General features: G+C 61.7%; 15 protein-coding genes and 1 tRNA gene. 14 read left to right on the forward strand and 2 right to left on the reverse strand.

Going from position 1 to position 13,763, the window contains the following annotated elements; translation table 11 throughout:
• The first annotated feature begins 105 nt into the window (after nt 1–105).
• The 3 genes from AC72UB_RS02775 (at nt 106) to AC72UB_RS02785 (ending at nt 1,624) form a co-directional block, all read left to right on the forward strand.
• On the forward strand, nt 106–501 hold the full coding sequence (locus AC72UB_RS02775) for an META domain-containing protein (protein WP_505188420.1): 396 nt from the start codon (nt 106–108) through the stop codon (nt 499–501).
• Nucleotides 502–572: 71 nt separating this feature from the next.
• Nucleotides 573–911 (forward strand): hypothetical protein, encoded by a 339-nt coding sequence (locus tag AC72UB_RS02780; protein WP_505188421.1) that lies wholly within the window; start codon nt 573–575, stop codon nt 909–911.
• Between the two features lie 239 nt (nt 912–1,150).
• Nucleotides 1,151–1,624, forward strand: a complete 474-nt coding sequence (locus tag AC72UB_RS02785) for an MmcB family DNA repair protein (RefSeq protein WP_463289849.1) — start codon at nt 1,151–1,153, stop codon at nt 1,622–1,624.
• A gap of 70 nt (nt 1,625–1,694) precedes the next feature.
• Here AC72UB_RS02785 and AC72UB_RS02790 read toward each other — a convergent pair whose 3' ends face one another.
• Nucleotides 1,695–1,901: a DUF6324 family protein gene (locus tag AC72UB_RS02790; protein ID WP_463289850.1), complete on the reverse strand. Its 207-nt coding sequence runs from the start codon at nt 1,899–1,901 to the stop codon at nt 1,695–1,697.
• Nucleotides 1,902–2,018: 117 nt separating this feature from the next.
• On the opposite strand from AC72UB_RS02790, the gene AC72UB_RS02795 reads away from it, so the two are divergent.
• Both AC72UB_RS02795 and AC72UB_RS02800 read left to right on the forward strand, forming a co-directional pair.
• Nucleotides 2,019–2,095, forward strand: a tRNA-His gene (locus tag AC72UB_RS02795).
• Between the two features lie 135 nt (nt 2,096–2,230).
• Entirely contained in the window at nt 2,231–4,573 is a 2,343-nt protein-coding gene (locus AC72UB_RS02800) for a Tex family protein (protein WP_505188422.1), read from the forward strand.
• A 134-nt stretch (nt 4,574–4,707) separates the two neighbouring features.
• On the opposite strand, the gene tldD is transcribed toward AC72UB_RS02800, so the two are convergent.
• Nucleotides 4,708–6,129, reverse strand: coding sequence for a metalloprotease TldD (tldD, locus tag AC72UB_RS02805; RefSeq protein WP_505188423.1), 1,422 nt, complete (start codon nt 6,127–6,129; stop codon nt 4,708–4,710).
• 181 nt (nt 6,130–6,310) lie between these two features.
• Between tldD and coxB the strand changes: the two genes are divergently transcribed.
• The 9 genes from coxB to AC72UB_RS02850 all read left to right on the forward strand — a co-directional run bounded on the left by coxB (nt 6,311) and on the right by AC72UB_RS02850 (nt 13,738).
• On the forward strand, nt 6,311–7,147 hold the full coding sequence (gene coxB, locus AC72UB_RS02810) for a cytochrome c oxidase subunit II (RefSeq protein WP_505188424.1): 837 nt from the start codon (nt 6,311–6,313) through the stop codon (nt 7,145–7,147).
• Between the two features lie 70 nt (nt 7,148–7,217).
• The gene (gene cyoE / locus AC72UB_RS02815; RefSeq protein ID WP_505188425.1) at nt 7,218–8,141 is read left to right on the forward strand and encodes a heme o synthase; all 924 of its coding nucleotides are present in this window, start codon (nt 7,218–7,220) and stop codon (nt 8,139–8,141) included.
• 4 nt (nt 8,142–8,145) lie between these two features.
• Nucleotides 8,146–8,349 carry a cytochrome c oxidase system small membrane protein gene (locus tag AC72UB_RS02820; RefSeq protein ID WP_463289855.1) on the forward strand — a complete coding sequence of 68 codons (204 nt, stop codon included), beginning with the start codon at nt 8,146–8,148 and terminating at the stop codon, nt 8,347–8,349.
• Entirely contained in the window at nt 8,346–8,939 is a 594-nt protein-coding gene (locus AC72UB_RS02825) for a cytochrome c oxidase assembly protein (RefSeq protein ID WP_463289856.1), read from the forward strand. The genes AC72UB_RS02820 and AC72UB_RS02825 overlap by 4 nt, the downstream gene beginning before the upstream one ends.
• A gap of 28 nt (nt 8,940–8,967) precedes the next feature.
• Nucleotides 8,968–9,768: a cytochrome c oxidase subunit 3 gene (locus tag AC72UB_RS02830; protein WP_505188426.1), complete on the forward strand. Its 801-nt coding sequence runs from the start codon at nt 8,968–8,970 to the stop codon at nt 9,766–9,768.
• 63 nt (nt 9,769–9,831) lie between these two features.
• The gene (locus tag AC72UB_RS02835; RefSeq protein ID WP_505188427.1) at nt 9,832–10,503 is read left to right on the forward strand and encodes an SURF1 family protein; all 672 of its coding nucleotides are present in this window, start codon (nt 9,832–9,834) and stop codon (nt 10,501–10,503) included.
• A gap of 9 nt (nt 10,504–10,512) precedes the next feature.
• Nucleotides 10,513–11,898, forward strand: coding sequence for a threonine synthase (gene thrC / locus AC72UB_RS02840; protein WP_505188428.1), 1,386 nt, complete (start codon nt 10,513–10,515; stop codon nt 11,896–11,898).
• On the forward strand, nt 11,895–13,154 hold the full coding sequence (locus AC72UB_RS02845; RefSeq protein WP_505188429.1) for a M16 family metallopeptidase: 1,260 nt from the start codon (nt 11,895–11,897) through the stop codon (nt 13,152–13,154). The genes thrC and AC72UB_RS02845 overlap by 4 nt, the downstream gene beginning before the upstream one ends.
• Nucleotides 13,154–13,738: a GNAT family N-acetyltransferase gene (locus AC72UB_RS02850; RefSeq protein WP_505188430.1), complete on the forward strand. Its 585-nt coding sequence runs from the start codon at nt 13,154–13,156 to the stop codon at nt 13,736–13,738. Before AC72UB_RS02845 ends, AC72UB_RS02850 begins: the two co-directional genes overlap by 1 nt.
• Nucleotides 13,739–13,763 lie beyond the last annotated feature (25 nt).

Here is a 13,763-nt window from a genome sequence, read left to right on the forward strand (position 1 = left end):
GATCCGAGGCATGCCGAAGGGTTCATGAGGGGTTTCAGGGTTTTTTCCCCTGCCGCGAAGGTTTGTCTCTTGCCATACATCTTATGGCCAAAGGAGACCTGAGCCATGAAACACCTCGTCCTTTTCGCCGCCCTTGCGCTTTCGGCTTGCGTCGTCAGCGCCGATGACACCGCCCTTGCGCTGGATTCATCCAAGATGGATTGGAATGTGACCGAAGTTGACGGCAAGCGCCCCGATTGGTCGGCAACGCTCAATCTGGGCGAGCCCGGGCGCATTGTGGGCCAAGCGCCTTGCAACCGCTATTTCGGGCCTTTGTCGCGGGACGGTGACAGCTTTAAGGTCGGCGCGCTGGCCGCCACTGAAATGGCCTGTGCGCATCTGGAAGGCGAGGGCACGTTCTTTGCGATCCTTAGCGGCATCACAAAGGCCGAAGAAAAGCCCGGCCTGCTGATCCTGACAGGTGGCGGTCATGAGATGCGCTTTGTTCAGCCGATCCAGTAGCCTGCGGCAATTTGGGACTTTTCCCAGACGGGCAGGGTGCTAGCATCCCTTCTGTCATCAGGAGAAATGCCATGCCAAAACTCATTGCCCTCTATATCCGGTCCGTTGCCATCGGCTTTGGTCTGTCGGCGGTGTTTCTGGGCCTAATGCTGTGGCTGGACGTGGCCGGGCTGCGCCATCTGATCTTTGGCTCTGACATGGGGCTGGTGGCCGCTGCCATGGTCTTCGTGTTCCAAGGCATTGTCTTTGCTGGGGTGCAGTTTGCCATTGCCGTGATGATGCTGGCCGACCCCGACGCCCCGCCCTCGGGTGGGCTGCGCGAGCGGTTGATGCCCGATCTGGGCGGCCCCATTCCCGGTGCGATTCCAGTTCGGGTGCGCGCAACCGCAACGCCCAAGCGCAAAATCTAAAGGTGGCGGGCCCGCAGCGACCGTGAGGTCGGGGTTTTTCCCGAGAGCCAGAGGTCTCAGGTGGGCGCCAGGTAACAGGACCAGGATCCTGCCAGAGCCAGCCCCCGTTCGCTTGCTTATCGGCCACTGGAAAAGTTGACCCACACGCGAAGAGCAGCACCCGCCACCTCTTTAGATAGGCCTCTAGAGAGCTTATCGCAACCCTTGCCATTTGTTCACCTTTGGTTCATGTTTTCACCATGGACCAACCCGCCCCGCCCCCAGATGACCTTGCCCGCCTCATGCCCGGCCAGCGCCTCCAGCGCGGGGTGGCCCGCGCGCTGCGGCAGTTCGACTTTGTCTGTATCGAGGAATTGGTGCCCACCCCCGGCTTGCGGGTCGATGTCATGGCCTTGGGACCGAAGGGCGAGGTCTGGATTGTGGAATGCAAATCCAGCCGCGCTGATTTTCGGGCTGACCAGAAATGGCAGGGTTATCTGGAATGGTGTGATCGGTTTTTCTGGGCGGTGGGCGGCGATTTTCCGGTGGAGCTGTTGCCCGACGGATCAGGCTTGATGCTGGCCGATGCCTATGATGCCGAAATCATCCGCATGTCACCCGAAACACCGCTGGCACCGGCCCGGCGCAAGGTGATGCTGCAGAAATTCGCCCGTCATGCCGCAAGCCGCCTGCATGCCTACCGCGATCCCGGTGTGGCGGGGTTGATCGTCTAACGCCTCGTCGACTGCGTCGCTCGTTGTGGGGCCCTCGACGAGACGCCGCAGGCGCCCTAGGAGAGGGGGGTCAGCGTTTGCGGGGCTTGTCGCCCATCTCGCGCGCCACTTGGGCGGCAGCGCGCAGTTCCTCGGCGATTTCTTCGGCCTCGTCGGGGTCAAAATCCAACGGCAGTTCGATCCCGCCTTCAGCGGCGATATAAATCCGCACCATGCCCAAATCGGTGGGTCCGATCTGGATGTCGGCGGCGATGTCGCTTGGCGTGTCGATGCCCATGGGATGCTCCGTCTCTGCCCTATCGGCCTAGCGCGTTTGGGGGGGCTGGCGCAAGCGTGTTTGCGGCGATTCCCCTCTTGCGCTTGCGGGGGCGGGGGGGTAAACGGCCCCTCGAGTGCCGACGTAGCTCAGTTGGTTAGAGCACTAGATTGTGGATCTAGGGGTCCCCCGTTCGAGCCGGGGCGTCGGTACCATCACTCCCATGACATGCACTCCGCCACGCCGCCCTTTGGGTGGCTGCGACACGATCACAGGCCCTTGGCCCTGCCCCTGGGGGGCGGTAAGGTCTGCCTCCCCATAGATTGTGTCGCCAAGAGTTGAGGAATCGCATGACCACCCCCACCGCCGCCGCTTTGGCCCGTCTTCCCCATGTAATCGCCGCCGAAATAGGGGCTGGGGCCGCGCAGGTGCAGGCGGCCATTGCGCTTTTGGATGAAGGGTCCACTGTCCCCTTTATCGCGCGCTATCGCAAAGAGGCGACGGGCGGGCTGGACGACACCCAATTGCGGACCTTGGCCGAGCGGCTGGTCTACCTGCGCGAGATGGAAGCACGGCGGGCAGCCATCGTGGGGTCCATCACCGAACAGGGCAAGATGACTGAGGCTTTGGCAATGGTGCTGGCCAAGGCGTCCACCAAGGCCGAGTTGGAGGATATCTACCTGCCCTTCAAGCCCAAGCGCCGCACAAAGGCGATGATCGCGCGCGAGAACGGACTGCAACCGCTGCATGAGGCGATCTTGGCTGACCGCAGCGCCGATCCGGCGGCTTTGGCGGCAGCCTATGTCACCGAAGCTGTGCCGGACGCCAAGACAGCCCTTGAGGGCGCACGGGACATTCTGGCCGAGGGGCTGTCGGAAAGTGCCGAGCTTTTGGGGCGCTTGCGCAGCCACATGAAGCAGGTCGGCCGCTTGCAGGCCAAGGTGGTGGCGGGCAAAGAGGCGGAAGGGGCGAAGTTCTCCGACTATTTTGCCCATGACGAGCCTTGGACCTCTGCCCCAAGCCACCGGATTCTTGCCATGCTGCGCGGCCAGAATGAGGGCGTTCTAACGCTGGATCTGGCGGTGGATGCCGAGGCGACGCGCGGCGAAAGCCCCTCCGAACGCGCGGCGGCGGCGCATCTTGCGGCCACCGGGCGCGGGGCTGGCGATGTCTGGCTGCGCGAGGCGGCGGCTTGGGCTTGGCGGGTCAAGCTTAAGACCTCGCTGACGCTGGATCTGATGGGCGAGATGCGCGAGCGGGCTGAGGCCGAGGCGATCAACGTCTTTGCCCGCAATCTTAAGGATTTGCTTTTGGCCGCGCCTGCGGGCGGCAAGGCGACTATGGGGCTTGATCCGGGCATCCGCACCGGGGTGAAGGTGGCGGTTGTGGATGCCACCGGCAAGGTTCTGGCCACGGATACGGTCTATCCGTTCCAGCCCAAAAACGATCTGCGCGGCGCTCAGGTGGCTTTGGCGCAGCTGATCGGCAAGCATGGGGTCAAGCTGATTGCCATCGGCAATGGCACCGCCAGCCGCGAGACGGAGAAACTGGTCGCAGATCTTTTGGCCCATGTCACGAGCGGCGAAAAGCCGGTCAAAGTCATCGTCTCTGAGGCTGGCGCCTCAGTCTATTCGGCCAGCGAATTGGCGGCCAAGGAGTTTCCTCATCTCGACGTCTCCTTGCGCGGCGCGGTGTCGATTGCGCGCCGCTTGCAAGACCCCTTGGCGGAACTGGTGAAGATCGAGCCGAAATCCATCGGCGTTGGCCAGTATCAGCATGATGTCGACCAACACCGGCTGGCGCGCAGTCTTGAGGCGGTGGTGGAAGACGCGGTGAACGCGGTGGGCGTGGATCTGAACACCGCCTCAGCCCCACTTCTGGCCCGCGTCTCGGGTGTCGGCCCGACGCTGGCCGAAAGCATTGTGGCGCACCGCGACGAACACGGCCCCTTCGCCACGCGGCGTGATCTGTTGAAGGTCGCGCGTCTGGGGCCGAAAGCCTTTGAGCAGGCCGCAGGCTTCTTGCGCATTGCGGGCGGCAAGGAACCCCTGGACGCCTCATCGGTCCACCCTGAAGCCTATGATCTCGCGCGCAAAATCGTCGCCGCCTGTGGCCGCGACATTCGCAGCCTGATGGGCGACAGCGCGGCGCTGAAAGGGGTGAACCCGGCAAGCTTTGTCGATGACCGCTTTGGCCTGCCGACGGTGCGCGACATTCTGGCGGAACTGGAAAAGCCCGGCCGCGACCCGCGCCCCAGTTTCAAGACCGCGACCTTTGCCGACGGGATCGAAGATATCAAAGACTTGCGCCCCGGCATGATGCTCGAAGGCACGGTGACCAACGTCGCGGCCTTTGGCGCCTTTGTTGACGTGGGCGTGCATCAGGATGGGCTGGTGCATGTCAGCCAGCTGTCCGACAGATTTGTCAAAGACCCGCATCAGGTGGTGAAGGCAGGCGATGTGGTGAAGGTGCGCGTGGTTGAGGTGGATGTGCCGCGCAAGCGGATTGCGCTTTCCATGAAACGCGACACGGGCGAAGCGCGCGAGGCTGCGCGCGAACGGCCGGCGCAATCAGGAACGCCGAGTCCGCGCGGTGCCAAGCCCTTGCCAACAAGCGCTGCGCCCAAATCGGCTGGGCCGTCAGGCGGCTCCAACGCCTTTGCCGATGCCTTGAAGGGCAAGTTCGGGCGCTGAAGCAGGGGGGCTGCGCGCCCCCCTCGGGCCTTCGGCCCTCACCCCCTGCGGAGTATTTTGAAAGGCGCAAATCCTTTCATCTTGGCTCAAATACTCCCGCCGGAGGCAGCCGACATCGGCAACAGGCGCAGCCCTTAACCGCCTTGGCCGCCGACCGTCAGCCCGCCGATAAGCAAGGTCGGTTGGCCGACACCCACAGGCACCCATTGGCCCGCCTTGCCGCAATTGCCGATGCCGGGGTCGAGCGCCATGTCATTGCCGATGGCGCGGATCTGGCGCAGTGCGGTGGCACCGTCGCCGATCAAGGTCGCGCCCTTGACCGCCTCACCCACCTTGCCGCCGCGAACGCGGTAGGCTTCGGTGCAGGAGAACACGAACTTGCCGTTGGTGATGTCAACCTGACCACCGCCAAAGCCCACCGCATAGATGCCGTCTTTCAGGCTGGCCACGATGCCCCCCGGGTCATCCTTACCGCCCAGCATATAGGTGTTCGTCATGCGTGGCATGGGGATATGGGCAAAGCTTTCGCGTCGTCCGTTGCCCGTGGGGGCAACCCCCATCAGCCGCGCATTCTGGCGGTCTTGCATATAGCCCACCAAACGCCCGTCCTCGATCAGCACATTGCGAGCCGAGGGCGTGCCTTCGTCATCGACCGAGATCGAGCCGCGCCGGTCGGGCAGGGTGCCGTCGTCCAGCACTGTCACACCGGGGGCGGCGATCATCTGGCCCATCAGGCCGCAAAAGGCTGAGGTTTTCTTGCGGTTGAAGTCACCCTCTAGCCCGTGGCCGATCGCCTCGTGCAACAAGATGCCGGGCCAGCCCGGGCCAAGGACCACATCCATCATGCCTGCGGGTGCCGGTGTGGCGCCAAGGTTCACAAGGGCAATGCGCAGCGCCTCGTGCAACAGGGGTTTCCAGTGGCCGGGTTCCAAAAGCCGGGCCAGCCCATAGCGCCCGCCGCCGCCGGTGCCGCCTTGTTCGCGACGGCCGTTCTCTTCGACGATCACTGCGACATTCAGCCGCGCCATCGGGCGGATGTCGGCCAGCCGCATTCCTTCGGGGCGCAGGATTTCCACCTCTTGCAGCCCCGCTGATATGGTCGCCGAGACCTGCACCACGCGGCGGTCCATGGCGCGGGCATAGGCGTCAATCTCTTTCAGCACATCGATCTTGGCGGCAAAGCTTGCATCCGCCATCGGGTCAGCATCGGAGTAAAGCCGGGCATTGGTGCCCTTGGGCGCAGTTGCCAGCACCCCGCCACCATCCCCCACCGCGAGGCGGGCCGTTTCCGAGGCCCGGCGCAAGGCCTTTTCGCTGATTTCGGTGGAATGGGCATAGCCAGCCACCTCGCCCTTGACGGCGCGCAGGCCAAAGCCTTCGGAGGCGTCATAGCTGGCTGTCTTGATGCGGCCATCGTCCAAAACGATTGCCTCAGAGCGTTTGCGTTCAAGGTAAAGTTCGCCATCCTCGGCCCCGGACAGGGCTGCGCGCAGCACAGAAAGCGCTGTCTTTTCGTCAAGTTGCGTCTCGAAGGGTCGGAAAGGGGCGTCAGTCATCGGGGCCTTTCGCGGGAGCGTCCTTGACCTGTGTCAATTCGCGCCGCTTTGTAGCACGGTTTCACTTGAGATAATGCGTTCAATGTGGTTTCACCTTGCGCATAATCAACGGGATTCTGCCCACGCTTCGGGCAGGCCTGACAATAGGGCGCAATGCCGCCAGACGAAACGGGAATCGAATATGCGTCAGCTCATCTCACGCGCTGGTCTCGCCGCTACGGGGCTTGGTGGACTTTTCTCAACGGCCGCTTACGCGCAGTCGCTTGAGGTTATCGGGGCGCCGACGCCCAAGGGCACGGGCTTTCAGCCCGCTTCAACCGAATTGGCCCAAGGTGCGCAAAACCTTGATCACATGATCAACATCATCATCTTCTTGGTGACTGTGCTTGTGACCGGGCTCTTGATCTATGTGATCGTGCGCTACAACCGTCGCGCCAACCCGACGCCGGCCCGCTTTACCCACAACTCGCCGCTGGAAGTGGCATGGACGCTGATCCCGGTTTTGATCTTGGTGTTCATCGGGTCTTTCTCGCTTCCCGAACTGTTCAAGCAGCAGGATTTCAAACAAGTTCAGGCCGATATCACCATCAAGGCGACCGGCAACCAGTGGTTCTGGTCCTATGAATACCCCGAAGATGGCATCGCGTTTGACAGCTTCATGCTGGCGCGCGAAGACCTTGCCGCGAACGGCTATGATGACAGCCTCTATCTCTTGGCGACTGACACCGCTGTCGTGGTTCCTGTCGGCAAGACCATTGTGGTGCAGGTCACCGCTTCGGACGTGATCCATGCTTGGAAAGTGCCGGCCTTTGGCGTGATGCAGGACGCCGTTCCCGGCCGTCTGGCACAGCTGTGGTTCAAGGCCGACAAAGAAGGCATCTATTTCGGTCAGTGCTCGGAAATTTGCGGCAAGGACCACGCCTACATGCCGATCACCGTTAAGGTCGTGTCGGAAGAGGCTTATGCAAAGTGGGTTGAAGCCGCGAAGGCCGGCAATCTGCAACTGGCGTCGAACTAAGTTCTACGATTAAGGCATGAGCGAGGCCCGGATGCGGGCCGCGTCTCTCCCAGAAGGAAGTTAGGCAGAGATGACCGATATCCGGTCTTTTGAGGGCAGCTACGAGGCCCGCTTTGGTGACTATGTGCAGCTGTTGAAGCCGCGCGTGATGTCGCTGGTGGTGTTCACGGCACTCGTGGGCCTTTTGGTTGCCCCGGTTTCCCTGCATCCGGTCGAAGCCTTCACAGCCATTTTGTTCATCGCGCTGGGCGGCGGGGCTTCGGGCGCGCTGAACATGTGGTGGGATGCCGATATTGACGCGGTGATGCGCCGCACCCAAAGCCGTCCCATTCCTTCGGGCCGGGTCCAGCCCGGTGAGGCGCTGGCGATTGGTCTGGCGCTGTCAGGTATTTCGGTGGTGATGTTGGCCTTGGCCACCAACCTGATCGCGGCGGCACTCTTGGCCTTCACCATCTTCTTTTATGTCGTCGTCTACTCGGTCTGGCTGAAACGGATCACGCCGCAGAACATCGTGATCGGTGGTGCCGCTGGCGCATTTCCTCCAATGATTGGTTGGGTCGCCGCGACGGGCTCTGTCTCGGTCGAAGCGTTCTTGATGTTCATGCTGATCTTCATGTGGACACCGCCGCATTTCTGGGCACTGGCCTTGTTCATGAAGTCGGACTACGGCGACGCGAAGGTGCCAATGCTGACCGAAACCCATGGCCGCAAATCGACGCGTGCCCATGTCTGGTGGTACACGGTTCTGCTCGTGCCCTTCTCGATGGCGCTGGCCTTCACCTCGATTGGTGGCCCGGTCTACATGGTGGCCGCGGTGATTTTGAACCTGATGTTCCTGCGCGGGGCTTGGTCGATTTGGCGGCGCGATGAAGCGGTGGCCGAAGGCGACCGCTACCGTGTGGAAAAGTCTGTCTTCCGCTTCTCGCTTTTGTATCTGTTCTTGCTGTTCGTCGCGCTCTTGGCCGATGCCGCGCTGCGCGCGATGGGGGTCTGACGCCATGGCCTTGCGGGTGGAACATGAGATGCATCACCGCCGCTTTGGGCGGAATCTGGGATTGGGCTTGGTTCTGGTCGGCTTTGTCGTCTTGGTCTTCGCGCTGACAGTGGTCAAGGTGACCCAAGGCGCCCGCCCGCATGCCGATGATGCGAAGAAAAACACCGGCACCCTTGTGCAACCCGCAACCGGGGCGAGCCAGCCATGACGCCGACACTGAGCCCGCAGAAGAAGACCGCAGTCTGGCTTGTGGCCGTGGCCTGCACCATGCTGGGCCTGTCTTTTGCTGCGGTGCCATTTTATGACTGGTTCTGCCGCGTCACCGGCTTTGGTGGCACCACGGGTGTTGCCGCGGCGGCACCGGACCAGATCCTTGACCAGACGGTGTTGATCCGCTTTGACGCTTCAACGGCGATTGACATGCCTTGGGAGTTCAAGCCGCAGCAGCATACCATGACGGTCCGCCTCGGCGAAAACGGGCTGGCCTTTTATGAGGCCTATAACCCGACGAGCCGGCCCATCGCTGGCACTGCGAGCTATAACGTCGCCCCCGATCAGGCGGGTGGCTATTTCATTAAGATCGAATGCTTCTGCTTTACTGAGCAGGTCTTGCAACCCGGCGAACGGGTTGTGATGCCGGTGTCCTTCTATGTGGACCCCACCATGCTCGACAACGCTGAAGCCGCCGGTATTCCGGAAATCACGCTGTCCTACACCTTTCACCAAACACCACTGCCAGAGCAGCAGGCGGGCTTGACTGGCCCGGCTGTCACGCCTTCTGCGACAGTGGAAAACTGAGACAAGAAGAAAACACGAGGGAACGCCCATGGCCCACGCCAAGAACCACGATTACCATATCTTGCCGCCGTCGATCTGGCCCTTCCTTGGGTCTGTCTCGGCTTTTGTCATGCTGTTTGGCGCGACTTTGTGGATGAAGGGCAGCGCCCCTTGGATGTTCCTCATCGGGTTCGTCGGCGTGCTCTATGTCATGTTCGCCTGGTGGTCCGAGGTGGTGCGTGAAAGCCAGGTGGGCGATCACACCCCAGTTGTCCGCCTTGGCCTGCGCTACGGGTTCATCCTGTTCATCATGTCGGAAATCATGTTCTTCTCGGCATGGTTCTGGTCGTTCTTCAAGCATGCGCTTTACCCGATGGGTCCCTTGTCGCCCGCGATTGACGGCGTGTGGCCGCCCGAAGGCATCACCACGTTTGACCCTTGGCACCTGCCCCTGATCAACACGCTGATCCTTTTGCTGTCGGGCTGCGCGGCGACTTGGGCGCACCACGCCTTGGTGCATGAGAACAACCGCCGCGACCTGAAGCATGGGCTGATTTTGGCGGTCATCTTGGGGGTGATCTTCACCTTCTTCCAAGCCTATGAATACAGCCACGCAGGCTTTGGCTTTGCTGGCAACATCTACGGCGCCAACTTCTTCATGGCCACGGGCTTCCACGGCTTCCACGTTCTGGTCGGCACCATCTTCCTGCTGGTCTGCTTGATCCGCGTCTATAAGGGGCATTTCACCCCCGAAAAGCATGTCGGTTTCGAAGCTGCCGCTTGGTACTGGCACTTTGTGGACGTGGTCTGGCTGTTCCTGTTCGCCGCCGTCTACGTCTGGGGTCAGTAACCCCATCTTGCAACTTTGCGCGGCGCGGGTCATCTGGCCCGCGTCTTGCTTTTGGAGGCTTTGATGCTGCGTAAGATGTTCTTCCCGATTCTGATGGGCCTTGCCGGATGTGCGGTGCTGATCAGTTTGGGCATCTGGCAGGTACAGCGGATGCACTGGAAGGCCGGGGTTCTGGCCGAGATCGAGGCGATGATCCATGAGGCGCCAGTGCCCTTGATGGCATCGCCCGATCCAGCTGTAGACAAGTTCCGGCCGGTGGTGGTCGACGGGCAGTTCAGCGGTGAGGTGATTGAGGTTTTGTTCGGGATCAAGGGCGCAAGCCCCGGTGTTCTGGTGATTGAGGCCTTTGAGGCCGCGGATGGTCGTCGGATTCTGGTGGATCGCGGGTTCATCGAAGAGGAGGCGCGGGGATTGCCGCACGAGGCCGGGGCGACCCGCGTGGTTGGCAACCTGCATTGGCCGATTGACGCGACCTCCTCGACCCCGCCGCCCGATACCAAGACTGGGTTGTGGTTCGCCCGTGACGTTCCTGCCATGGCGGCCAAGCTGAATACGGAACCGACATTAATTGTCGCGCGTGAACCAACTGGTGACGGGATCACGCCTGTGCCGGTGAATACTTCGACTATACCCAATGACCATTGGGGATATGCCATCACATGGTTCTTGCTGGCTGCCGTCTGGGCGGTGATGACAGCAGCACTTCTGTGGCGTATCAGGCAGCGTGGGGTTTAAGAGGCGAAGATGCGCTATATCTCGACAAGGGGCACGGCCCCGGTTTTGACCTTTGGCGAAGCGATGATGACGGGGCTGGCGCGCGATGGCGGGCTGTATGTGCCCGAGACCGTGCCCGTGATGACCAAGGCCGAGATCACCGCGCTGGCGGGGCTGCCCTATGAAGAGGTGGCCTTCCGGGTGATGAAGCCCTTCATCGGTGGGTTTTTCGCCGATGATGAGTTCAAGGGTCTGATCGCGGCCGCCTACAAGGGCTTTGGCCACGTCGCCCGCGCGCCCTTGGTGCAGCTGGGGCCAAACCATTTCCTCTTGGAGCTGTTCCATGGGCCAACCTTGGCGTTCAAGGATTTCGCCATGCAGCTCATCGGGCAGATGATGCAGGCCGCGCTCGCCAAGACCGGTGAGCGGATCACGATCGTCGGCGCGACCAGCGGCGATACCGGTTCGGCGGCTATGGAGGCCTTCCGGGGGCTGGCGAACGTCGATCTCTTCATCATGTATCCGCATGGGCGCGTCAGCGATGTGCAGCGCCGCCAGATGACCACGCCCGCCGAGGCCAATGTGCATGCCTTGGCTGTGGATGGGGATTTTGACGACTGCCAAGCCAATGTGAAGGCGATGTTCAATGACTTTGACTTCCGTGATGGCGTGCGGCTGGCCGGGGTGAACAGCATCAACTGGGCGCGGGTTCTGGCGCAGGTGGTCTATTACTTCTCATCGGCCGTCAGCCTTGGCGCGCCGCACCGGGCAGTCAGCTTCACCGTGCCGACAGGCAATTTCGGTGACATTTTTGCGGGCTACATCGCCAAGAAGATGGGCCTGTCGATTGACCAATTGGTGGTGGCGACCAATCAGAATGACATTCTGCACCGCGCCTTGTCGGCGGGGGATCACCATACCAATGGGGTCAAACCTTCGATCAGCCCTTCGATGGACATTCAGGTTTCGTCGAACTTTGAACGGGCGCTCTTTGATGCCCATGGCCGCGACGGGGCTGCGATTGCGGCGCTGATGGCGCATATGAAATCTGGCGGTTTCACCATCGCACCCGGCGCCTTGCAGATGTTGCAGGGCACCTTTGCTTCGGGTCGTTGTGATGAGGCGGAAACCTCGGCCACCATCACCAGCGCCTTGCGCGACACGGGCGAGCTTTTGTGCCCCCATTCCGCCATTGGCGTAAAGGTGGCCAATGAACATCTGGGCACAACCCCGATGATCACGCTGGCCACCGCGCATCCGGCAAAATTCCCTGATGCTGTGCAGGCTGCCACTGGCATTCGCCCTGCTCTGCCCGCCCGAATGGCCGATCTCTTTGACCGACCCGAGCGAGTGACACGGGTGAAGAACGATCTGCCTGCCATCCAATCCCTGATCCGCGAAAGGTTGCGCGCTTGACCACTCGTCTGACCACGCTTTCCAATGGGTTCCGCATCGTCACCGAACATATGCCCGGGCTGCAATCGGCCAGTGCCGGGGTTTGGGTCATGGCGGGGGGGCGGCATGAAACGGCCGCCCAGAACGGCATTGCCCATTTTCTAGAGCATATGGCGTTCAAGGGCACCAAGCGGCGCTCTGCCTTGCAGATTGCCGAGGAAATTGAGGATGTGGGCGGCTATATCAACGCCTATACTTCGCGCGAGATGACGGCCTATTACGCGCGCATCCTGAAAGATGATGTGGCGCTCGCCTTGGATGTGATCGGCGATATCGTCCTCAACCCCGCCTTTGATCCCAAGGAAATTGAGGTCGAACGCCATGTGATCTTGCAGGAAATCGGGCAGGCCTTGGACACGCCAGACGACATTATCTTTGACTGGCTGCAAGAGGTGTCCTACCCCGATCAAAGTTTTGGCCGCACCATTCTGGGCCCTGCAGAGCGCGTGGCAAAGTTCGCCCGCGCCGATTTGCAGACCTTTGTGAAAGACAATTACGGTCCGGCGCAGATGATCCTGTCGGCGGCCGGGGGCGTCGATCATGACGCGATCGTCAAGCAGGCCGAGGCGATCTTTGGTGGGCTTGTCGCCCGTCCGCAGGTGGCGTTCCAATCCGCCACCTTCAAAGGGGCCGAGCGGCGTGAGTTGAAAGACCTTGAACAGGTGCATTTCGCCATGGCTTTTGACGCGCCGGGCTATCGCCACCCTGACGTCTATGCTGCGCAGGTCTATTCCATGGTGATGGGCGGCGGCATGTCCTCTCGCCTGTTCCAGAAGATCCGCGAGGAACGTGGGCTGTGCTATTCGATCTTCGCCCAGTCTGGGGCCTATGAGGATGCGGGGCAGATCACGGTTTATGCCGGCACGTCGGCTGAGGAGATCGGGGATCTGTGCCTGATCACGGTTGATGAGATGAAGCGCGCATCCGAAGACATGTCTGACGCCGAGGTCGCCCGCGCGCGGGCCCAGATCAAAGCGGGCATGCTGATGGGGCTGGAAAGCCCGTCCTCGCGTGCCGAACGCATTGCGCGGCTTTTGGCGATTTATGGCCGGGTGCCGGATGTGTCGGAATCGGTGGCCAAGATTGATGCGGTGACCACGGCAGATGTGCGCCGCTATGGCGAGGGGCTCTGCTCGGTCGACAATGCCTTGGCACTTTATGGCCCGGTTGCGGCCGCACCATCGCTGGAGGAGATTCGGCAAAGGCTTGCCGCGTGATGCTGAAGTTCCGCCGTCGTCCCCGGATCGAGGCCGAGCGCATGTCGCTGCGGCTTCCCGAACATGGTGATTGGCGGGCTTGGGCGGCACTGCGCGAGGCTTCAGCCAATCATCTGATGCCTTGGGAGCCTGTCTGGGCGCATGACCACCTGTCGCGCCGGGCGTTTACCAACCGGGTGTATTGGGCGCAGCGTGCGGAAACCCAAGGCACTGCGCTGCCTCTGATGCTGGTGCGGCGTTCGGACAATCAGCTTTTGGGCGCCATAACGCTGGACAACATTCGCCGTGGCCCGGTGCAAGCGGGCACGCTCGGCTATTGGATCGGCGCGCCCTTTGCCCGCCAAGGCTATATGCGCGAGGCGATTTTGGCGCTGGTGCATCACGCCTTTGCGGTGATGGACCTGAGCCGCATCGAGGCGGCCTGCCTTCCCGAAAACACCCCCTCACGCGGGGTGTTGGAAAAATGCGGCTTCAAATACGAGGGCGTGGCGCAAAGCTATCTGCAAATCAATGGACGCTGGCGCAACCATGTGCTTTACGCGAACCTTAGAAATGATCGGCGCGGGCGGACGGATGTAGGCTGAGGGCGCGCGCTCTTGGCGGATATGC

The sequence above is a fragment of the Allotabrizicola aquatica (SeqCode) genome, from assembly GCF_965194375.1.
Lineage (GTDB): Bacteria > Pseudomonadota > Alphaproteobacteria > Rhodobacterales > Rhodobacteraceae > Tabrizicola_A > Tabrizicola_A aquatica.